Genomic DNA, 19,380 nt, shown 5'->3' on the forward strand with positions numbered 1-19,380 from the left:
CTGACCCAATGGTAAACCATCTGTCTGCTCATCAGAAGGAAAAGCGCGTTTAAGGTGCCGTACGTCCGGCGGGAAGCCCGGTACTGACAATCAATCGCTTACCTAACGCAATCCCTCGTTTTTCGACCTTATGGTAGAGCGCCAGGGCTATCAACCACACCAGCGGCAGCGTGATGGCGGCAACAATCAGGGCGCGTATCAGCGAGGGTTGATGAGCAAACGCCGTGTAGCGCACCAGCAGGCCAATTAACGGGATGACTATCATCAAGTGCAGTAGATAAACCGAGTAAGAAACATCGCCCAAAAACAGGCTAAACCGGCAGGTTAATAGCCGACGCGGCAGGGCGGTGATGGGGCTCAGCCGCGTTTCTTGCCCGTGTGGCCAAAGCAGCACCATCATACCGATTATCATCACGCACTCCGCCACCAGCCGCAGATGATTTTCGGCAATATGCATCTGCCATGCAATGACAGGGGCGAGCAGCGCCAGCGCACAATAGCGCAGGTTATTGTGCATTACAGCTCTGGAAATCAGCATTCCGGCAATAAACAGCGGCAGCTTAATCAGGATCATCGACGGCATCGGGAAAGCCTCGAAATAACCCGGCAGCAGCCAGCGGGCGGCGAGGCAAACGATCATCAGCAACACCGAGCTCAGTGCGAACCCGTAGCGCATCACCAGCAGCATAATAAACGGGAACAGCAGGTAATATTGCATCTCCAGGCCGATGCTCCAGTCCGGCAGAACGGTGCGGAAAGAGTAGGCCGGGATAAAACCAAAAATAAACGACAGATGACTGACAATATTGATAAATGAATGGTCGGCATAGCGACTGCTTGCGGTGGCGGTTGAAGGCCAGGCGCTGGCGATAATATCGCGCATTTCGCCAAACCAGCCGCCAAATAGCAACGCCACCAGCAGCAATAAATAATAGAGCGGGGCGATGCGGAAGAAGCGTCTCAGCCAGAAGACACGAAATGTTGATAATTTATTCCACGGCTCTCGCTCACGCCGTTCCTGATAATTCTTCGCCATCAAATAACCTGACAGCAAAATAAACAAATCGACGCCCATCCCCGGGTCGTAAAGCAACGGAATTTTGCACTGCACCAGCAGGCAAATGTGGCCTAACAGCACCCAAAGCGACGCCAGGCCGCGCAGACCTTCAAGCTCGGGAGACCAGGGTTTACTCTCAACCATAAGGTTACCTTCAAAGTGTATTTTCTTTGCCCAGAGTAAAAATGAATCGCCGGGACGACAATCCCAAACTTGCGCAAATCGAGAATCCAGGAATAAACGCAGTACGATAAATGAAGGAATATATTCCGTACAATTATCAGTCATTATTATTACCAAATATGAAATGTCATATTTTCTTGCAATTTAAAGAGGCAAAGTAACAAGAACTCCCGTAAAACGAGCCGCTGTAAATTAAGTCTTTGAGGATATTCCGTTGAAAACCCGCCTGCTTGCCGCTCTGAGCTTTGTCTCCCTTTCCGTCAATACCGCATTTGCTGATGATATTTTTGCCCATCAGCCACAGCCGCCGCAGGTTCAGGCCGGGGCATGGGTATTGATGGATTACACCACCGGGCAGGTTTTAACCGCGGGAAATGAACACGTACAGCGCAACCCGGCGAGCCTCACTAAGCTGATGACCGGCTATGTGGTAGACCGCGCTATCGACAGCAAACGCATCACGCCGGACGATATCGTCACCGTGGGCAAAGACGCCTGGGCGAAAGGTAATCCGGTATTTGACGGTTCATCGCTGATGTTTATCAAACCCGGCGACAGAGTGACCGTGCGTGACCTCAGCCGCGGGCTGATTATCGACTCCGGCAACGACGCCTGCGTGGCGCTGGCGGATTATGTGGCCGGCGGTCAGAAGCAGTTTGTTGCCATGATGAACCACTATGTTGAGCAGCTTGGCCTGCATGACACCCATTTTGAAACCGTTCACGGCCTTGATGCGCCCGGCCAGCACAGTTCGGCTTACGACCTGGCGGTGCTCTCCCGCGCCATCATCCACGGTGAGCCTCAGTTCTACCATATGTACAGCGAGCGCAGCCTCACCTGGAACGGCATTACCCAGCAAAACCGCAACGGCCTGCTGTGGGACAAATCCCTTAACGTCGACGGGCTGAAAACCGGCCATACCGAAAGCGCCGGATTTAACATCATCGCCTCCAGCGTGTTGGGCCAGCGCCGCCTGATAGCAGTGATCATGGGCGGCGAAAGCTCAAAAGGGCGTGAGGAGCAGGCGCGTAAGTTGCTGCACTGGGGGCAGGATAACTTCGACACCGTGCAGGTGCTGCAAAAAGGCAAAGCTATCGGCAGCGAGCACATCTGGTATGGCGATAAAGCAAACTTCAGCGTAGGCCCGGATCAGGATGTTTTCCTGGCGTTGCCAAAATCAGAGCTGCCGAACATTAAGGCGAAATATGTGCTGAATAAACAGGACATGGAAGCCCCGCTCGCCGCCAATGCGCCGGTAGGTGAAATTGAACTCTATGATGGCGACAAGCTTATTTCTCACTGGCCGCTGGTTAACCTGACCCCTATAGATAAAGGCGGCGTTTTCTCTCGCCTGGGCGATTTCATCAGCCGCAAGTTTTAACCGGAACCGGACTTCCTGCTAACGGGCTGCGCTAATCACGCGGCCCGTTTTTTGGCCTAAGCTGATTGCGAAGCTGCTCCCAAAACTGGCAGCTTGTTTGCTCGCCCCAAAAAATATAGTGTATAAATGTACAGTGCATTTATTCATCAGCGTGGAGGCAGTATGACGTTCAAAGTTCAGCAAGTTCCGGCGCGCAAAGTAGCCGGGTTTCATCTGGTTGGGCCGTGGGAAACAACGGTTCCGCAGGGCTTCGGTCAACTGGCTCTGTGGGCGAAGTCCCACAGCCTGAACGGCGACTGGCTGGCCGTTTATTATGACGACCCGGACGTTGTCCCGGCAGAAAAACTCCGCGTAGACACGGTAATGGGCGTGGCGGATGACTTCGTCCTCCCGCAAAACAGTGAAGGCGTAATTATCACCTCAATTGCCGCGGATACTTATGCCATCGGCCGTGCCGTCGTTGAAAACGACGCATTCCAGCAGGCCTGGGAACGCTTCTTCGACCAGATCGAAGCCGACGGCGGTTATCGGTTAACCGGCAAGCCATGCTACGAAATCTATCTTAGCGACGGCTCTGCTTCCGGCGTATGGGAAATAGAGATGTATATCCCGGTAGCTAAAGTCTAAGTGAGGTAATGACCATGGTGGATGCGATTGCCGGGCTGAAGGTTTTATTTGTCGCCGGATATGGCCCGATAACGCAAGACGTGGCGGCAAGCTCTGCTTTTTATCAGCAGGCGCTTGGGTTGCCGCTAAAGGCGATGGACGGCAATGAAGATTATCTGGCTACGGAACACGGCGAGCTGGGTGGGGTGAAGCACTTTGCCCTCTGGCCGCTCGCCCAGGCCGCTCAATCATGCTTTGGCCTCGCGTTGTGGCCTGCTGACCAGGTTACGCCGCAAAGCTGGGTGGAATTTGAAGTTGAAGATGTCGGGCAGGCAACGGCGGTGCTTAAGCAGGCGGGGTATCAGCTGTTGATTGAAAACCGCCTTGAGCCGTGGGGGCAAACGGTATCTCGCCTGCTCAGTCCGGAAGGGTTGCTGGTGGGCGTCACGGTAACGCCCTGGCTGCGCTAAAGTTCTATAAGGCGGCATTATGCCGCCTGATTTCTGATATTCAGCAAGGAAATGTGAAATATCGCTCGTAAAAGGCCTGCGGGCGGCGGCTTTATGATCTCGTTTTTGGAAAAACGAGTACAATCGCGTTTTTGTTTCCGGAGAGCCGGGTGTGCGTCCCGACAAATCACTGACCCCGTTTGAGATCCGCATCTACCGTAACTATCGCATCGTGCACGGTGTGCGTATCGCGCTTGCCTTTGTTCTGACTTTCGTTCTGGTTCGCATGCTGCAAATCCCCGAAGGGACCTGGCCGCTTATCACGCTGGTGGTGGTGATGGGGCCTATCTCGTTCTGGGGCAACGTGGTGCCGCGCGCTTTCCAGCGCATTGGCGGAACCATTTTCGGCGCTGCCGTGGGGCTGATAGCCCTGAAGCTGGAACTTTATTCCCTGCCGCTGATGATTATCTGGTGCGGGCTGGCGATGTTCCTGTGCGGCTATCTGGCATTGGGCAAACGCCCGTATCAGGCGCTGCTGATAGGCATCACGCTGTCGGTTGTGGTCGGTGCGCCAGCCGGGGATATGGAAGTGGCGCTCTGGCGCAGCGGCGACGTCATTTTTGGCTCATTGCTGGCGATGCTGTTCACCAGCGTTTACCCGCAGCGTGCCTTCATCCACTGGCGTATCCAGATGGCGAGCTTCGTGCAGGCGCTCGGTAAAATCTACACCGCCGGGTTCTCGCCCAACCTGGTTGAGCGGCCAAGGCTCGAGAAGCCGCTGCAAAAAGTGCTCAACGACGTGGTAAAAATGCGGGCTTTGATTGGTCCGAGCAGCAAAGAAACGCGCATCCAGAAGTCGGTTTTTGAGGCTATTCAGACCATCAACCGCAATTTGGTTTGCACGCTTGAGCTGCAAATCAACGCTTACTGGGCAACCCGCGCCAGCCATTTTCTGATGATTAATGCCCATACGCTGCGCGATACTCAGCAAATGACCCAGCGCACCCTAGGGGCAATTGCGAAGGCGCTGCATGAGGGGAACCCTTCGCCTATCTCGGCCAATAGCGAAAAGCTTAATGAGATTGTCTCCGAACTGCGCCAGCTGATGGAAGACGGGCAGAACGGCCAGCTACAGGAAACGCCGATCCACGGTTACGTCTGGCTTAGCCTGGAACTGGCTCGCCAGCTTGAGCTGCTGTCGAGTCTGATTTGCCGGGCGCTGCGCAAATAGCGCGCGTAAAGCACAGAAATCATAATGCTTGTTTCGATTCAGCAGAATTTGAGGTTAAGATAGGGCAAGCCCGTTAGTGAGACTGACAAAAAATTGTAATCGTCAACCGCTACTACTAAGGTTATGGCGGTTGTCTTAACGAATCCGAGTACCAATTTAGCAGGGGTGTAAAAATGGAAAATATCAAACCTACCTTCCAGGACGTTCTGGAGTTTGTTCGTCTGTTCCGTCGTAAAAACAAACTGCAGCGTGAAATCCAGGACGTAGAGAAAAAAGTCCGTGACAACCAGAAACGTGTTCTGCTGCTCGACAACCTGAGCGATTACATCAAACCTGGCATGAGCATCGAAGCGGTGCAGGGCATCATCGCCAGCATGAAAACCGACTACGAAGACCGCGTGGATGACTACATCATCAAAAACGCAGAGCTGTCTAAAGAGCGTCGTGAAATCTCTAAAAAGCTCAAAGTGATGGGCGAGCAGAAAGTTACCGACACCAAGTCTGAGTAACCGTTGCTGATTTGAAGAAGCCGCCTGAAGGGCGGCTTTTTTACGTCTAGTCCACCATCACCCGCAGCAACGTTTCCAGCAGGCCGGGAAAACGCGCGTCCAAATCTTCACGCCTTAACGAAATCAAATTCTCTCGCCCCTGGGGGCGCTGCCAGATAACGCCGCTATCGCGCAGTACGCGCCAGTGGTGGGTCATCGTCGATTTAGCCACGTCTTTACGCAATGCCCCGCATGACAGCTCCACGCCGTCTGCCAGCGATTTTACAATCTCCAGCCTGAGGGGATTCCCGAGGGCAAAAAGCACATTTTCAAGGCGGATTTGTTCACGTTCCGGATGGTTGGCGATCATACTGTTCCTGTGTCGGCGGTGGCGGCTCGGCGGCCGGCTACTATAGCAAAACCCGAAGGCTAAGCGAGCATCGGGATAAACTATAACTATGATAGTTCGAATATACTCGTACAGTTGTACTATGATGATGGCGAACAAACGAACCGGCCATTCCGGCCGCAACTAAACAGTCGATAAGACTAAGGACGCATCATGCCCCGACCCATCCCTCTCGAACGCTATCGCAACATTGGTATTTCAGCCCATATCGATGCCGGTAAAACGACGACTACGGAACGTATTCTGTTTTACACCGGCATGAGCCATAAACTGGGTGAAGTTCACGATGGCGCAGCAACGACAGACTGGATGGCTCAGGAGCAAGAGCGCGGCATAACCATTACTTCCGCCGCGGTGAGTTGCTTCTGGCCGGGTATGGATCGCGGTTTTGAACCGCACCGTATCAACATCATAGACACTCCGGGACACGTAGACTTCACCATCGAGGTAGAACGCTCTATGCGCGTGCTGGACGGTGCCGTGATGGTTTATGACTCCGTTGGCGGCGTACAGCCACAGTCGGAAACCGTCTGGCGGCAGGCCAATAAATATGTCGTGCCGCGCCTGGCTTTCGTCAACAAAATGGACCGGCCGGGAGCCGACTTCTTCCGCGTGGTACAAATGATGGTTGACCGACTAAAGGCTAATCCGGTACCGATCGTTATCCCGATTGGCGCAGAGGATCACTTCACCGGCGTAGTCGATCTCATCAAAATGCGGTCCATTTTATGGGAGGATGCAACCCAGGGCATGACCTTTGATTATGCTCCGGTGCCGGACGAGCTGCTGGAAACGGCGCAGTTGTGGCGCGAAAAAATGGTTTCAGCTGCGGCCGAGGCCAACGACGAGCTGATGGACAAATATCTGGAAACTGGCGATCTGGACGAAGCAGATATTATTTCCGGGCTGCGCGCCCGCACGATTGCCGGTGAAATCCAGCCGATGCTGTGCGGCAGTGCTTTTAAAAACAAAGGCGTGCAGCGCATGCTGGATGCGGTGGTTGAACTTATGCCGTCTCCGCTCGACATTCCTTCTATTCAGGGTGTTGATGAAAAAGGCGGCGTGATTGAACGCCACGCTAACGACGACGAACCGTTCTCGGCGCTGGCGTTCAAACTGATGACCGACCCGTATGTCGGCCAACTGACCTTTATCCGCGTGTATTCCGGGGTGCTGAAAAAAGGCGACTCGGTTTATAACCCGGTGAAAGGGAAGAAGGAGCGCATTGGCCGCATCGTACAGATGCATGCTAACGACAGGCATGAAGTTGACGAGCTGCGTGCCGGTGATATCGCCGCCTGCGTGGGGCTGAAAGATGTGACAACGGGCGACACGCTGAGCGACCCGGATGCCATTATTACTCTGGAACGCATGGAATTCCCGGAGCCGGTTATTTCGCTGGCTATTGAACCGAAGACCAAAGCCGACCAGGAGAGAATGGGCATCGCGCTACAGCGGCTGGCGGCTGAAGATCCGTCTTTCAGGCTACATACCGACGAAGAGTCAGGCCAGACGATTATCTCCGGGATGGGCGAACTGCATCTGGAAATCATCGTTGACCGCATGAAGCGCGAATTTGGCGTGGAGGCTAACATAGGTCGTCCTCAGGTGACCTACCGTGAAACCATCCGCAAAATCGCGAAGGACGTTGAAGGCAAATTTGTTCGCCAGTCCGGCGGTAAAGGCCAGTATGGTCACGTTGTATTGACGCTCGAACCGCTTGAGCCGGGCAAAGGCTTTGTGTTTGAAGATGCCACCAAAGGCGGCGTGGTGCCGCGCGAGTTTATTCCCTCCGTGGAAAAAGGCCTGCGTGAAGCCATGAACACCGGCGTGCTGGCCGGTTACCCGGTGGTGGACATCAAAGCGACGCTGACCTTTGGTTCCTATCATGACGTCGACTCTTCGGAAATGGCGTTCAGGATGGCGGCTATATTTGGCTTCAAGGACGCGGCGCGGAAGGCGGACCCGGTTATTCTGGAGCCGGTGATGCACGTCGAGGTGGAAACGCCGGAAGAGTATGCCGGTAACATTATGGGCGATCTCTCTTCCCGCCGCGGCATGGTGCAAGGCATGGAAGAGCGGTTTGGCAGCCAGATCATTCGCGCCGATGTTCCCCTGGCAGAAATGTTTGGCTACTCCACCACGCTGCGCTCCATGTCTCAGGGCAGGGCGACTTACAGCATGGAATTCCATCACTACTCGGAAGCACCGCGTAACGTGGCAGACGCTATTATTGCCAGCCGGAAATCATAATCAGTAACCCGGGGTGGATGAGGTTCTCTCATCCACCCTTCACCCCTGCAAATTTGCGAGCCTCTTCCCTGGAACGCTGCAACCCGCTGAACTTTAATCTTTATTTCTGAATCCCACTCGGCCATTCACTGAATGTCAGATGATTAACCTGGCTGCTGCTCACATAATAGCCGCATAGGCTTGTGCCTATATAGGAATTAACCTATATTGCTGAGGGTGATGTGTGGTCGATTAAAATGACGGATACGTTTGATGCCTGGTTTACGGCATCGGATGATGCAACCAAATCCTGTGTCATAGCATCAATGGTGTTGCTGAAGAACAGGGGGCCTTTATTAAACAGGCCTTATGCGGACACGGTGAAAGGCTCGCAATACGCAAATATGAAAGAGTTGCGCGTTCAGTGCAGAGGGGAGCCATTAAGGTTATTTTTTGCTTTTGATATAAGACGTTGTGCCATCCTGCTGTGTGCCGGGAATAAGGTCGGAAATGAAAAGCGTTTTTATGATGTCATGATCCCCCTGGCCGATAAGGAATTTGCAGCACATTTGAAACAGCTAACGGAAAAGGAACAAATAGAATGGGTCGAACACTAGAAGAGCTGCTTGCCACAGAAAAACCGGAAATCGTGGCTGCGGCGCAGGCGATGGCCGATGAAATGCTGCTTAATATCCACCTCGCCGAGCTGCGCGAGCGGGTGAGAAAAACGCAAAACGAAATGGCAAAACAGCTTGGCGTTAAGCAGCCAACCGTGGCCGAAATGGAGAAAAAGGGGCGCGATATTAAGCTTTCCTCGCTCAAACGCTATGTCGAGGCGGCGGGCGGTAAAGTTAAGCTTGATATTGAGCTGCCGGACGGCAGCCACTTCAACATTGCGCTGTAAGATAACGGGGCGGTTTTCACCGCCCGGCCTGGATTAAACTTGCCCGGTTTCGTGCAGATGGCGCCATAACACTTTATCGCCCTCGCGGCGGAAAATAACCGTAGACCAGCGCACCGTGCTTGACCCGTTCAGGGTCTGCGTTTCACGGTAAAGCACCGCCGCACCCTGCGGCCATTCATCCAGCAAGGTAAGCTCATCCACCTGAATTTGCAGGCCGGAACGGCTGCCGCCCTGAGCCTTAAAAAAGCCGCACAGGCCAGGATAATCCAGCTTTGCACCGCTTAACGCCACCATTGAGTAATCTGCACTAAAGCGTGCCAGCAGGGCCTCAACGTCGCCTTCTTTGGCGCCAAGCCACTGTTCTATCGCGACGTGGGCGTCGATAACTTCTTTAAACCAGATATTCATTGCTCAGGGCTCCTTTTTGATAAGTAGATTCTTAATTTGCTGGTTATTAAGCCGTAAATGATAAGCCAGCGGGATAAGCGTCCCGGCGGCGGCAAAGCTAAACGTGAGCAGATAAGCCTGCTGTGCCGGAAGCTGGCTTTGCAGCACCGTTAATAGCAGGCTCAGCAGCGCCACGCCGAAGCAAAAACTCAGCTGGCGGTTGATGTTCCACAGCGCGCTGGCCTCCGGCATAGCCCGCGCAGGTGTTGAGATAAATGCGGTGCTTTGCGCCGTGCTGCTGGAAAGGCTGCCGCCGAGGCCCATCAGAATATAAGCAGCAATCAGCAGCGCGATTTGCTCCCCGGATGTGACCTGAGTCAGCAGCAGAATGCCAGCCGCCTGGAGTAAGCCGCCCAGCGTAATCAGCGGACGCGGGCCAAGGCGGTTAAACATCCTGCCGGTAAAAGAGATGGCGACGAAGGAAGCCAGCGCCCAGGGAACCATCAGCGCTCCGGTTTGCGTGGCAGTCATCCCCAGCTGTGTTTGCAGATAAATAATGCTCACCAGGCTGGTGCCCATAAACAGCCCCGGTATGCACTGGTAAACCAGCATCGCATAGCGTAATAGCGGGTCTGCCAGCAGCGGGAGGCTGAACAGCGGATGAGGATGTTTACTGTTATGGCGAACAAATAGCCACAGCATTAGCGCTCCGGCGGCCAACAGCAGCAGCGCCGATAAATGAGCGCCAGGACTGCTTGCCTGAGTCAGGCCGAGCAGGATGGCAAAAAGCCCGACTGAGCCAAGTGCCAGCCCTTTTGCGTCCAGCGGCGTGTTGGATTTCTGCACCGGGGAGGGCTTTAGCCACAGGCTCGCCAGCAATAAAGTCAGCAGCGCCAGCGGCAGGCTCGCCAGGAAAATCCACCGCCAGCCCAGCGACTCAACCAGCAGCCCGCCAACGGTGGGTGAAAGCGCCGGAGCCAGCAGGGCCACAATCATAATGACCGAGGAAAGTTTCGCCCGCTCATGCACGGCAAAAAGCTGCCAGGTCAGCGCCTGGCCGACGGGGATCAGCAACCCGCCGCCGATGCCCTGCAAAATACGCGAGGCAACAAGCGCTTCCAGCCCCGGAGACATGCCCGAAGCCAGCGTGCCGAGAGAAAATAGCCCGAGCGAGAGCATAAACAGCCGCTTAGCGCCCAGGCGCTGAGTCAGCCAGGCGCTAATCGGGATAACCAGCGTCAACCCGCAAAGATAGCCGTGGCCAATCCACGCCAGCTCGGCGACCGTAGCGTGCAGCTCGCGCCCAATTTGTGGATAGGCGACGTTGGAAATAAACATATTAATTAAGTCGAGAAAGAAGCCGAGCAGATAGACGGCGGCGACCTTATGGCGGTAGGGCATGATGGCTCTCGTACAAAGTAAAACGCGATTTCAGCAGGTTCCGCCCGGCGGATAAATCCCGCATCTGCTGATACACTGTCAAAAATATTTTGATAATGTGATGGATTAACATGCTTAACCTACAGCGGGTAGCGATGTTTGTTGCGGTGGTTGAAGCCGGGGGCTTTACGGCGGCGGCGCAGTCTATGCGCCAGACCAAGGCGGTTATCAGCTTTAATGTGCGCCAGCTGGAAACTGAGCTGGGTGTCTCTCTGCTGGTGCGCTCCACGCGGCGCGTGGCCTTAACCCAGGCCGGAGAAGTCTTCTACCAGCGGGCTTTATTGCTGCTGAAAGAAAGCGACGCACTGGTCGAAGAGGTACAGACCCACCACGGCGGCTATTCCGGGGAGCTGCGTATTTCGACCACGCCGGAATACGGCCAGGCAAAGGTCATCCCGGCGTTAAGCGCCTTCGGCAAGCTGCACCCCAAATTAACTATTCGGCATGATTCATCCTCCGCGCCGATAAACCTGATCTCCGAACAGTTCGACCTGGCTATCCGCCTCGGTAAGCTGGCGGACTCATCCTACCGTGCGGCGCTGATCGAGCGCTTTGAAATCGTGCCGGTTGCCGCTCCTGAATGGCTTGCCCGCAATCCAATTAGCAGCCTTGAAGCACTTGCTGAAGCAGAATGGGTTATCCATCGTCGGCTACCAACCCCGCGCGAATGGCAGGTCATTGGCAGCGACAGGGAAACGCGTGATCTGACAATTACCGGGCCGTCCCGCTTTATGACCGATACCGCTGCGGCGTTAATGGCCTTTGTGGTTCAGGGATGCGGCGTGGGGCTGCTGCCCGAGTGGCTGGTGAGAGAGGCTATCGAGCGCGGTGAATTACGGCATATTTTGCCGGAGTACCGCTTCCCTTCTCAGGGTATTTACGCGGTTTACCCAAATACGCGGCACGTTCCGGCTAAGGTGCGGGTGCTGATTGATTTCTTGCAGGAGTGGGAAAGCAACAAGCCCGCTTAGGCGCGGCGGGCTTGTTTTTAGAGGTTAAATCGCTTTTTGTGCTTTAGCGGGGCGAGCAGATGCTGCCTGCGCAGATGAGATCCCCGGCAGTTCAATCTTCAGGCCGAAGGTCAGCAGAGAGTAAATCACGCCGCCCGTCAGCATCGAGACAATTACGCCGAGGTTAGCCGTGGCAAAGACGCTGTGGCGGGTTTCGTCCGTCAACAGGAACCCTACGATATGCGCGATGTACGGGTCGCCGGAGGTAATCGAGCCCAGGCCAACAATGGTGGCAATGCCCAGCGCCAGCAGCGCCGTCCAGCGGCCATCTCTGCCGCCGAAACCGGCTTTATTAGCCATTGTCACATCCCAGCCCAGGCGTTTCTGGCGTATGAAGTCGATAAGCTGAATAGCGCCTGCGGAGCCGATAACCACCGAAATAGAGGCCAGGAACGACTGGAACGTTGCCAGGAACGAGTCGGAAATAAACATCAGGTAAAATGCGCCGAAGCCGATGATTGCCGCGTTAAGCGTGGTGGTTGTGGCGCGGCTGGCGGGAATGCCGAGCGCCAGCAAAGCCAGCCCGGAACTGTAAACCCCGGTAATGGCGGCGGCCAGCAGGGAAACGATAATCACGATGGAAAACGGCACGTAGAACCAGAACGGCAGCAGGTTAGTCAGCGAGGCAATAGGCGACTGCGCCGCCGCCGCGCCCAGCTCCGGGTTGCTGTCGACCAGGAATGCACCCAGCACCAGCAGCACGCTAACCGGGAGTGAAATCCCCGTTGTGGTCCAGAAAATCACCTTCGAGGCCTGAGTTTTCTTTGGCAGATAGCGGGCGAAGTCGCCGCCGTAGTTAAGGAAGCCCAGGCCAACCATCGTCATCGCCATAACCATGCCGCCAATCCAGGTCAGCAGGTTGCCGTGTACCGCGCTCTGGCCCAGCTTGTCCCAGTGAATATGCGGCAGCATCAGGAAGATAAAAATGATGCTCATAAACCCGGTCAGCCAGGCGATGTATTTTTCCACCTTCATGATCAGCTGGTGGCCATAAATCGCGACCGACATGGTGAGCGCCAGGCTGACGATAAACCAGCCCAGAACACATACCAGCGTCGGCTTACCGTCCGCCAGCGCAAAGGCTGCAGGCCAGAGTTTGGCAAACAGCGCCGCGCCGGTGGAAGAGGCGAGGGTAATAATGGTTATCTTCCAGCCCATATTCGAGATGTAGGCGAACAGAGTCGGGAATTTATTGCCGTGGTAGCCAAAGCTAAAGCGGGTCTGGGTCAGCGTTGGCAGGCCGGTTCTTGGGCCGCCGACCGCCAGCACGCCAACCAGCATGCAGGAGAGCAGGTAGCCGACGATCCCGGCGCTAATAGACTGCCAGACGCTAAGGCCGAGGGAGTAAACGTAAATGCCGTAAGTCATGCCCAGAATAGAAACGTTCCAGGAAAACCAAATCGGGAACAGGCCCGAAGGTTTGCCGTAACGTTCCGCTTCGGGCACGGCATTAACGCCGTTTGATTCAACTTTCATACCGCCAGAGGCAGGCTGTTGTGTAGAGTTTGTCATCGGAGAACCCTTATGGGAGAAATCAATCGCAGAAAATTGCGGTTTCTAAAGCGAGCTCAATCATGTTGTCTAACGTGCTTTGTAGTTCTTCTGCCGTTGGCTCCTGGCCGCTAACGCTGTTTACACAGGCTGTCAGCAGGCTCAGGGCCTGGGCGCGGTACTGCGCGGCGATAGTAAAAAGCGCCGAGGTCTCCATCTCCACCGCAAGAATGTTCATTTTTTTGAGGGCGGGAAGCATGCCTTCGGGTTTGTCGTACAGCAGGTCGTTGGTAAAGGTGTTGCCGAACTGGGTCGGGATATTGTGTTTTTCGGCTACTGTCCAGCAGCGGCGGAGCAGGTCAAAGTCCGGCACTGCCGCGTAGTCGTAGCCGCCGAAGCGGTCGCGGTTAACGGAAGAGGAGGTGCCTGCCCCGGTGGCGACAATCACGTTGCGCATATCCACGCTTTCGTCGATGGCTCCGCAGGTGCCGATGCGGATAAGGCGTTTAACGCTAAACTCATTGATCAGTTCGTGAGCGTAAATAGAGACCGACGGAATGCCCATGCCGTGCGCCATCACGGAAATACGCTTGCCTTTGTAGTTGCCGGTAAAGCCGAACATATTGCGGGTATCACACACGCGTATGGCGTCAGTTAAGTAGGTTTGCGCGATGTACTGCGCGCGCAGCGGATCGCCCGGCATGATCACGGTTTCGGCGAAGTCGCCCGGGTTGGCATTAATATGTGGTGTCATCTGGCGATCTCCTGGTCTGGTTCAGGCCACTACGATAGAAAGCCGTTTGCTTGCAGAAAAAGGCAAATGTCCGGCCAGGCTGACGGCGATCACAGTTTTGATTTTTCCACGCTAAACGGGTGAGCGATAAATCCGGGTGAATAGCGGCAGTGCTGGCTGGGCGGAGTGAAGAAAAATGCGGAGTATTGACAATACCGCAGAGTGATAGTTAATCTCGTGCGCCTTTTTCGCTCGGATGGCTGGAGAACCAGGCAAGAAAAATCGACTATTTACCCTGGCTGAGTGCCCACATACGGCGCAGCGGAGAGCGACAACACTATGAATATTATTCAGCAATTCGCTCAGCGCGGGCATCAGCTCCTGCGTGATGCCGTGCTCGCCGCGCCGCTAAAGAATAAAGAGATCGGCCCCGGTGAGTTTATTCTGCGCCAGGGCGAAGAGATCAAAGCGCTGTACTGGATAACGCTCGGCGAATACACCATGCACTACAGCGCGGAGAACGGTAAAACCTTCAGCCTGGGGCAGCGCTTCGTCAGCGATACCATCATCGGCGAAATTGAATACCTGACCCACACCCCAAGCCAGTTCTCGGTGGTTGCCCACGACACCATGACGGTAAAAGTCATCCCGCTGGCGATGATGGACACACTGCTCACCGGCCATGCCGAAGTAGGCGTCTGGCTAAGCCAGCTACTCTCCACCAGCTATCAGCGCGGTATGGCAAAAACGATGGAACGCTTCCTCCAGCCGCTGGTCCTGAACATCCTTGCCGACCTTTATGAACGCTATCAGCAGCAAAAACCGCTGGTGGACTTTTCCCAGGTATCCCGGGAAGCAGAGCGTTTTGGCTGCTCGGAAAGAACTTACCGCCGGGTGATAAACCAACTGATAGAAGAGAAATACATCCAGAAAGTGGCGCATGAATACGTGATTTGCGACGTGGATAAATTCCGCATGGTGCTCGCTAATCCAGGGCGGATTGCTTAGCGGTATTAACATAATTAATCGCTGAATATATCGAATTATTGTTCGATATATGACCGGTTTATTATAGTAAGGTAGTCAGCCATTCTGTATTCAATTCCTTTTCCAGCGAAAAGGAGTTAAACCACCATGGATAACAGAATCAACAATATGGCCACGCCCGGTTGTTCTCACTGGGCGCCTTTACCCGTCGCCGAGGCACACCCCGCCTTACCCTCATTGCAGACTTTAAGCGGCGTAAGAAATACCGACCAGGCCATATGGCGCTTGCCGAATCGTATACCTGCCCCAACTGGTGCTCTGGCGCGGACAGGCGGTATTAGTAATAAAGTCTGACAGAAGTTAAGGGACGTGCTTTTGTCTAGTCCGCACGTATTTTCTCAACCGCCCGGTACGCTAAACACCTGCTTAGTTGATCCGACTCCATCTCTCTCCAGAGATTTGTATCTTCTCTGCTGTAGGGATCTGGCTATAGAAAATAGCCGAGCGATGTTGCAGAACGACAAAGTCCGGGCAGATATACTGCGCAGTAGTTACCCTCGGCTGGAGAGTGAAAATAATACTCGCTACCTCCGCCGTCTTGTATTGCTGAGCAATGACGTCCCGGCTATTGCGATTGTTTGCAGGCGCTCACGGAAGTATGTAGCTGAATTAAGGTATTTGGTTGAGAAAATAAACTATGCTCAAATGGAAAATCTTTGGCAGACTTTTCCCCGCAGCAACCATGAAGGCGATAGCGAATACGCCCGCCGTCTGCTTATGGTAAGCAAAGACCTGGAGTCTATTGCGTTTCTATCCGGAGTGACGATGGGGACGGTTTATCGGCTAAGGCGTACGATAATAGCTGAGCTGGAGGGGCGGGCCGCAAATATCAGCAATACCGTGCCTAAGTTGAGTCATGAAAATGCACAGGAGTATGCGTGCCGCCTTATTCCATTGAGCGAGGATACAGAGGCTATATCAGCCGCGTCCGGCATGTCTCTGGGGCATGTTCAGTTATTAAAACGCAGAGCAACTGAGAACATGTAAGATACACTCCGGCATATTAACCGGTGACCAGGGCATTGAAATGAGCGAGTCTGTAGACAATCAGAACGAAAACGCGTTTAAACATGCATTTAATCCTGCTCTTTTGCAGGAGATGGCAAGCGCCGTTGCGCGGCATTATCCGCCATTCAATACGCGTGCCTTTCTGGATAAGAACGCTCAACTGGATAAGTTAGAAATGAAGGCCAGAGTCCGGGTTATTCGGGACGCGCTGGCTGCGGAGCTGCCCCGGGAATACCCGGAGGCGCTGGCCGTGGTTGTCTCTGTGCTTAAAGAGAACAATTTGCGCGGGTTTGCCGTCTGGCCCTTTGCCGAATTTATTCAGGTTTACGGCCTTGAGCACCGGGAGAGTTCCCTGGATGCCCTGAAAGTCGTCACCACCTGTTTTACCTCTGAATGGGCGGTGCGCCCCTTTATCAAAACCAATCCCGCCGAAACAATGCGTTTTCTGCTGCAATGCGCCCAGGATGACAACGTGGACATCCGCCGCTGGGCATCTGAAGGCACACGCCCGCGCGTGCCGTGGGGTGAAAAGTTGCACATGTTTATTACCGATCCTTCAGGGACAAGAGAGATATTAGAGGCGCTGAAATTCGACCCGGAGCTGTTCGTTAGAAAAAGCGTGGCGAACCACCTGAACGACATCACCAAAGACCACCCGGACTACGTTATTGAGCTATTACAAAGCTGGCAGCAGCAGGCCAGAAATGACGATGTGAAAAAGGTGGCCTGGATAACCCGCCACGCGCTGCGTACCTTAATTAAAAACGGCCACCCGGACGCGCTGGCGCTTATTGGCGTGCAGCACGGTGCGGACGTAGCGCTTGATGCGTTTGTCCTGAAACAAAAGCAGATCCTGTTAGGTGAAAGCCTGGAATTTAAAGTCAGCCTTCGCTCGACCAGCGCCGCCCCGCAAAACATTGTGGTGGACTACATCATTCACTTTATGAAAGCCAACAACAAAACCGCGCCCAAAGTCTTCAAGCTCCGCGCATTTGAACTCCCGGCTAACGGCACGGTAACCATCGAGAAAAAACACGCGGTAAAGAAAATCACCACCCGCCAGTATTACGCGGGCGCGCAGTTTATCGAGATCCAGGTTAACGGCAAGGTGCTTGGGGGAGTGGAGTGGGAGCTGGGGATGTAGGTGATTCTCGCCACCGGCAATACCGGTGGCGATGATTTTACTGCTCCTTAACCTGACGCTGGCGAGACGGCCAGATTTGCTCAGGTGCAACGCCAATCTCTTCGGCAATCAACCTTTCCCCTTTCGGCCAGTGGCGCGTTAACGCATTTGCCAGCGTAGAAGACGCCAGCCCCGCTTTACGAGATACCGCCGCCATAGACGTTCCTTTCTTCTTCAATGCCGCAAGGATATCCGCCGGATGCCAGTCATTTTCTTCTCTCAACTTATCCATTTTATCCATCCTGATACTCAGGTGAGTCAATGAAAGCCGTTACCTGCTTTCTCCAGACTCGACTATCTCCTGGCTTTGAAATTATCCCAAAACGGGATAATTACGCGGGGAATAGAATTTGGAGGGGGCATTAGATATATACCTGCTAATTTTAAGGGGGGACTGCGTTTTGAGCGGCTGCTATGCGCCAGGAGCAGACGTTTATGTTAGTGTTCTCAGGCAGAGGCACACCTGAAATGGCTGCCTCCTGATAATAAAGGCGTTAATTTCGGATGTTATTTTTCATATCCGTATAAATTAATCCTACCCGATAGGTATTCACCTAAATATACTTCACTGGTTTTATTGAAGCCTTGTTTTGTAACTTCATTTTCTAACCATTCACTGTCCTTATTAAGGATTTCGAGCAGATCATGGTTGGCTAAACCGTCCACTATAATTGGATAGCGTATGTTTTCATCACCACTTTGTATAATGGTTAACTGCCCATTTTGTTCGAGAACCACGCGTTTTAGTTGTTCTATTTCATAAATGCCATTTGCTCTTAATTTGAACATTAAATCATTTGCAGAAACACCATTCCGTAAACACTCCTTAACATTAACGCTGCCGTTATGTACCAAAGTAATAGGTTTGCCATCAATTATTCTTTTAACTAATCGATTGTTTTCTTTCAAAAATTTAAGAACAAATACCAAAAAAGTCCATATAATTAAGACCAGGACAAACTGTAGTACTGTTATCGATTCGTTGTAAATTACGCCTCCTATAATCCCGCCCAGCACATAGTTTTGAACCTGATCCATTGCGGATGAGGGGGCCAGATTTCCTTTCCCCATAAGATTTATTTGAACAATTAAACACAGTATCCCCAGGCCCAACTTTATAATGATAGGTAAATAAATTATCATTTTCACACCTCAGTTTTTTATGATTTCTATTTCTGGGTTTACTAACGAAACCTCTACTAAATTGTATGTTTTTTGATCCGGGCTTAAGTTGACGCGATAAAAAAGGTCATTAATTTTAACGATAATGCCATCAGAAAGTTGTACTGAACTGGAAAATATCGCATTCTCATTCACATCTTTTCCTTGTGATAACAACCTAACAAAGTTAACCATTTGTGATGATTGGGAGTGTATATTTTGGCTGTCGGTATAATCAGTATACTGAACGCCAGAAATAAAGAGCAAAAATAAGAAAGCTATGATTGTTAAATCACGATATTTAGTTTGCAAACGATGGCGCATATACAGACTAAAAACAACGATCAGGATAAATAAAGTGCTAAATATAACAATGTATTTTAAATAGTCATTGATGTTAGACTGCATTTGTAGATAATCTATGCTGTAAAATCTCATATATTTATAATCCCTAAATCCTCAAGACCCCATTTTTATTATAGTAACACATTGCCATTTTCCGTTCTGATGTGACTTAACAGCTTATAATTATCAGTTATCAGCTGAGATTTGTCATTATCCTTTAAGCCAACTGAAGTGACCTGCTTTCTATGACTCAAGGTACATCGATGTAAGTAAGTATTTAGAAACTCCGCTCCTCGTTCAAAGCAGCCGCTCAAAAGCCAAATCACAAAAAGCAAAAAGCCCGCTCAGGTTTCCCTGAGCGGGCTCTCGAATATGGCTCCTCTGACTGGACTCGAACCAGTGACATACGGATTAACAGTCCGCCGTTCTACCGACTGAACTACAGAGGAATCGTTTAGGAGGCATATCTTAGCGATTACGCCCGGCTTGTCAAAGGCAAAATCGCACGGCGCGGTGCGTTTGCGGAAACTATCAACATCTTGTTGCCTTTTCAGGCAATCCGCGACAAAAAATCCTTTGCAGGATAACGATTTGTCGCCCATTATTTGAAATGCCGTTTTATCTTCCCTTGCAGG

Annotated in this window: 21 protein-coding genes and 1 tRNA gene; 12 read left to right on the forward strand and 10 right to left on the reverse strand. The window is 52.8% G+C overall.

Annotation, left to right across the window (positions count from 1 at the left end; genetic code table 11):
* Window positions 1-49: 49 nt before the first annotated feature.
* Window positions 50-1,201 carry an acyltransferase gene (locus FOC35_RS16550; RefSeq protein WP_172569536.1) on the reverse strand — a complete coding sequence of 384 codons (1,152 nt, stop codon included), beginning with the start codon at window positions 1,199-1,201 and terminating at the stop codon, window positions 50-52.
* A gap of 253 nt (window positions 1,202-1,454) precedes the next feature.
* On the opposite strand from FOC35_RS16550, the gene dacD reads away from it, so the two are divergent.
* The 5 genes from dacD to FOC35_RS16575 all read left to right on the forward strand — a co-directional run bounded on the left by dacD (window position 1,455) and on the right by FOC35_RS16575 (window position 5,416).
* Entirely contained in the window at window positions 1,455-2,621 is a 1,167-nt protein-coding gene (dacD, locus tag FOC35_RS16555; protein WP_016537193.1) for a serine-type D-Ala-D-Ala carboxypeptidase DacD, read from the forward strand.
* A gap of 162 nt (window positions 2,622-2,783) precedes the next feature.
* Entirely contained in the window at window positions 2,784-3,248 is a 465-nt protein-coding gene (sbmC, locus tag FOC35_RS16560) for a DNA gyrase inhibitor SbmC (protein ID WP_172569537.1), read from the forward strand.
* A 14-nt stretch (window positions 3,249-3,262) separates the two neighbouring features.
* On the forward strand, window positions 3,263-3,697 hold the full coding sequence (locus tag FOC35_RS16565) for a VOC family protein (protein WP_172570386.1): 435 nt from the start codon (window positions 3,263-3,265) through the stop codon (window positions 3,695-3,697).
* Between the two features lie 151 nt (window positions 3,698-3,848).
* A complete protein-coding gene (locus FOC35_RS16570; RefSeq protein ID WP_016537190.1) occupies window positions 3,849-4,907 on the forward strand; it encodes an FUSC family protein in 1,059 nt (352 codons plus the stop codon).
* Between the two features lie 173 nt (window positions 4,908-5,080).
* Entirely contained in the window at window positions 5,081-5,416 is a 336-nt protein-coding gene (locus tag FOC35_RS16575) for a DUF496 family protein (protein ID WP_016537189.1), read from the forward strand.
* 46 nt (window positions 5,417-5,462) lie between these two features.
* Here the strand turns inward: FOC35_RS16575 and FOC35_RS16580 are convergent, their stop codons facing one another.
* Complete coding sequence (locus tag FOC35_RS16580; RefSeq protein WP_172569538.1) at window positions 5,463-5,765, reverse strand: helix-turn-helix transcriptional regulator; 303 nt, start codon at window positions 5,763-5,765, stop codon at window positions 5,463-5,465.
* 192 nt (window positions 5,766-5,957) lie between these two features.
* Between FOC35_RS16580 and fusA the strand changes: the two genes are divergently transcribed.
* The 3 genes from fusA to FOC35_RS16595 all read left to right on the forward strand — a co-directional run bounded on the left by fusA (window position 5,958) and on the right by FOC35_RS16595 (window position 8,940).
* Entirely contained in the window at window positions 5,958-8,057 is a 2,100-nt protein-coding gene (gene fusA / locus FOC35_RS16585; protein ID WP_172569539.1) for an elongation factor G, read from the forward strand.
* Between the two features lie 221 nt (window positions 8,058-8,278).
* Window positions 8,279-8,653, forward strand: a complete 375-nt coding sequence (locus FOC35_RS16590; protein WP_039898416.1) for a type II toxin-antitoxin system RelE/ParE family toxin — start codon at window positions 8,279-8,281, stop codon at window positions 8,651-8,653.
* On the forward strand, window positions 8,638-8,940 hold the full coding sequence (locus tag FOC35_RS16595) for a helix-turn-helix domain-containing protein (RefSeq protein WP_172569540.1): 303 nt from the start codon (window positions 8,638-8,640) through the stop codon (window positions 8,938-8,940). Before FOC35_RS16590 ends, FOC35_RS16595 begins: the two co-directional genes overlap by 16 nt.
* Window positions 8,941-8,973: 33 nt before the next feature.
* On the opposite strand, the gene FOC35_RS16600 is transcribed toward FOC35_RS16595, so the two are convergent.
* The gene (locus FOC35_RS16600; protein ID WP_172569541.1) at window positions 8,974-9,348 is read right to left on the reverse strand and encodes a DUF4440 domain-containing protein; all 375 of its coding nucleotides are present in this window, start codon (window positions 9,346-9,348) and stop codon (window positions 8,974-8,976) included.
* A gap of 3 nt (window positions 9,349-9,351) precedes the next feature.
* Window positions 9,352-10,728 carry an MFS transporter gene (locus FOC35_RS16605; RefSeq protein WP_172569542.1) on the reverse strand — a complete coding sequence of 459 codons (1,377 nt, stop codon included), beginning with the start codon at window positions 10,726-10,728 and terminating at the stop codon, window positions 9,352-9,354.
* A 110-nt stretch (window positions 10,729-10,838) separates the two neighbouring features.
* Here FOC35_RS16605 and FOC35_RS16610 point away from each other — a divergent pair, with 110 nt between their 5' ends.
* Entirely contained in the window at window positions 10,839-11,738 is a 900-nt protein-coding gene (locus FOC35_RS16610) for a LysR family transcriptional regulator (RefSeq protein WP_172569543.1), read from the forward strand.
* Between the two features lie 24 nt (window positions 11,739-11,762).
* Here the strand turns inward: FOC35_RS16610 and FOC35_RS16615 are convergent, their stop codons facing one another.
* Window positions 11,763-13,289: a cytosine permease gene (locus tag FOC35_RS16615; protein WP_172569544.1), complete on the reverse strand. Its 1,527-nt coding sequence runs from the start codon at window positions 13,287-13,289 to the stop codon at window positions 11,763-11,765.
* 22 nt (window positions 13,290-13,311) lie between these two features.
* Window positions 13,312-14,022 carry a purine-nucleoside phosphorylase gene (deoD, locus tag FOC35_RS16620; protein WP_172569545.1) on the reverse strand — a complete coding sequence of 237 codons (711 nt, stop codon included), beginning with the start codon at window positions 14,020-14,022 and terminating at the stop codon, window positions 13,312-13,314.
* Between the two features lie 318 nt (window positions 14,023-14,340).
* Here deoD and FOC35_RS16625 point away from each other — a divergent pair, with 318 nt between their 5' ends.
* The 3 genes from FOC35_RS16625 to FOC35_RS16635 all read left to right on the forward strand — a co-directional run bounded on the left by FOC35_RS16625 (window position 14,341) and on the right by FOC35_RS16635 (window position 17,200).
* Window positions 14,341-15,009, forward strand: a complete 669-nt coding sequence (locus FOC35_RS16625) for a Crp/Fnr family transcriptional regulator (RefSeq protein ID WP_172569546.1) — start codon at window positions 14,341-14,343, stop codon at window positions 15,007-15,009.
* Between the two features lie 486 nt (window positions 15,010-15,495).
* Entirely contained in the window at window positions 15,496-16,035 is a 540-nt protein-coding gene (locus tag FOC35_RS16630) for a hypothetical protein (protein ID WP_172569547.1), read from the forward strand.
* Between the two features lie 40 nt (window positions 16,036-16,075).
* Window positions 16,076-17,200, forward strand: coding sequence for a DNA alkylation repair protein (locus FOC35_RS16635; RefSeq protein WP_172569548.1), 1,125 nt, complete (start codon window positions 16,076-16,078; stop codon window positions 17,198-17,200).
* A gap of 37 nt (window positions 17,201-17,237) precedes the next feature.
* Here the strand turns inward: FOC35_RS16635 and FOC35_RS16640 are convergent, their stop codons facing one another.
* The 4 genes from FOC35_RS16640 to FOC35_RS16655 all read right to left on the reverse strand — a co-directional run bounded on the left by FOC35_RS16640 (window position 17,238) and on the right by FOC35_RS16655 (window position 19,194).
* Window positions 17,238-17,480: a helix-turn-helix transcriptional regulator gene (locus FOC35_RS16640; RefSeq protein WP_172569549.1), complete on the reverse strand. Its 243-nt coding sequence runs from the start codon at window positions 17,478-17,480 to the stop codon at window positions 17,238-17,240.
* Between the two features lie 266 nt (window positions 17,481-17,746).
* A complete protein-coding gene (locus FOC35_RS16645; protein ID WP_172569550.1) occupies window positions 17,747-18,382 on the reverse strand; it encodes a DUF421 domain-containing protein in 636 nt (211 codons plus the stop codon).
* 9 nt (window positions 18,383-18,391) lie between these two features.
* On the reverse strand, window positions 18,392-18,838 hold the full coding sequence (locus FOC35_RS16650; RefSeq protein WP_172569551.1) for a DUF3290 domain-containing protein: 447 nt from the start codon (window positions 18,836-18,838) through the stop codon (window positions 18,392-18,394).
* Window positions 18,839-19,118: 280 nt separating this feature from the next.
* Window positions 19,119-19,194, reverse strand: a tRNA-Asn gene (locus FOC35_RS16655).
* Window positions 19,195-19,380 lie beyond the last annotated feature (186 nt).

It is taken from the genome of Cedecea sp. FDAARGOS_727, assembly GCF_012273235.1.
Taxonomy (GTDB): domain Bacteria; phylum Pseudomonadota; class Gammaproteobacteria; order Enterobacterales; family Enterobacteriaceae; genus Cedecea; species Cedecea davisae.

Bases quoted from the DNA above. Each gene is read 5' to 3' on its own strand.
- FOC35_RS16550 (WP_172569536.1), bottom strand. From the start codon at position 1,201: ATGGTTGAGAGTAAACCCTGGTCTCCCGAGCTTGAAGGTCTGCGCGGC.
- sbmC (WP_172569537.1), top strand. From the start codon at position 2,784: ATGACGTTCAAAGTTCAGCAAGTTCCGGCGCGCAAAGTAGCCGGGTTT.
- FOC35_RS16565 (WP_172570386.1), top strand. From the start codon at position 3,263: ATGGTGGATGCGATTGCCGGGCTGAAGGTTTTATTTGTCGCCGGATAT.
- FOC35_RS16575 (WP_016537189.1), top strand. From the start codon at position 5,081: ATGGAAAATATCAAACCTACCTTCCAGGACGTTCTGGAGTTTGTTCGT.
- FOC35_RS16580 (WP_172569538.1), bottom strand. From the start codon at position 5,765: ATGATCGCCAACCATCCGGAACGTGAACAAATCCGCCTTGAAAATGTG.
- fusA (WP_172569539.1), top strand. From the start codon at position 5,958: ATGCCCCGACCCATCCCTCTCGAACGCTATCGCAACATTGGTATTTCA.
- FOC35_RS16595 (WP_172569540.1), top strand. From the start codon at position 8,638: ATGGGTCGAACACTAGAAGAGCTGCTTGCCACAGAAAAACCGGAAATC.
- FOC35_RS16600 (WP_172569541.1), bottom strand. From the start codon at position 9,348: ATGAATATCTGGTTTAAAGAAGTTATCGACGCCCACGTCGCGATAGAA.
- FOC35_RS16605 (WP_172569542.1), bottom strand. From the start codon at position 10,728: ATGCCCTACCGCCATAAGGTCGCCGCCGTCTATCTGCTCGGCTTCTTT.
- FOC35_RS16610 (WP_172569543.1), top strand. From the start codon at position 10,839: ATGCTTAACCTACAGCGGGTAGCGATGTTTGTTGCGGTGGTTGAAGCC.
- FOC35_RS16615 (WP_172569544.1), bottom strand. From the start codon at position 13,289: ATGACAAACTCTACACAACAGCCTGCCTCTGGCGGTATGAAAGTTGAA.
- deoD (WP_172569545.1), bottom strand. From the start codon at position 14,022: ATGACACCACATATTAATGCCAACCCGGGCGACTTCGCCGAAACCGTG.
- FOC35_RS16625 (WP_172569546.1), top strand. From the start codon at position 14,341: ATGAATATTATTCAGCAATTCGCTCAGCGCGGGCATCAGCTCCTGCGT.
- FOC35_RS16630 (WP_172569547.1), top strand. From the start codon at position 15,496: ATGTTGCAGAACGACAAAGTCCGGGCAGATATACTGCGCAGTAGTTAC.
- FOC35_RS16635 (WP_172569548.1), top strand. From the start codon at position 16,076: ATGAGCGAGTCTGTAGACAATCAGAACGAAAACGCGTTTAAACATGCA.
- FOC35_RS16640 (WP_172569549.1), bottom strand. From the start codon at position 17,480: ATGGATAAAATGGATAAGTTGAGAGAAGAAAATGACTGGCATCCGGCG.
- FOC35_RS16645 (WP_172569550.1), bottom strand. From the start codon at position 18,382: ATGATAATTTATTTACCTATCATTATAAAGTTGGGCCTGGGGATACTG.
- FOC35_RS16650 (WP_172569551.1), bottom strand. From the start codon at position 18,838: ATGAGATTTTACAGCATAGATTATCTACAAATGCAGTCTAACATCAAT.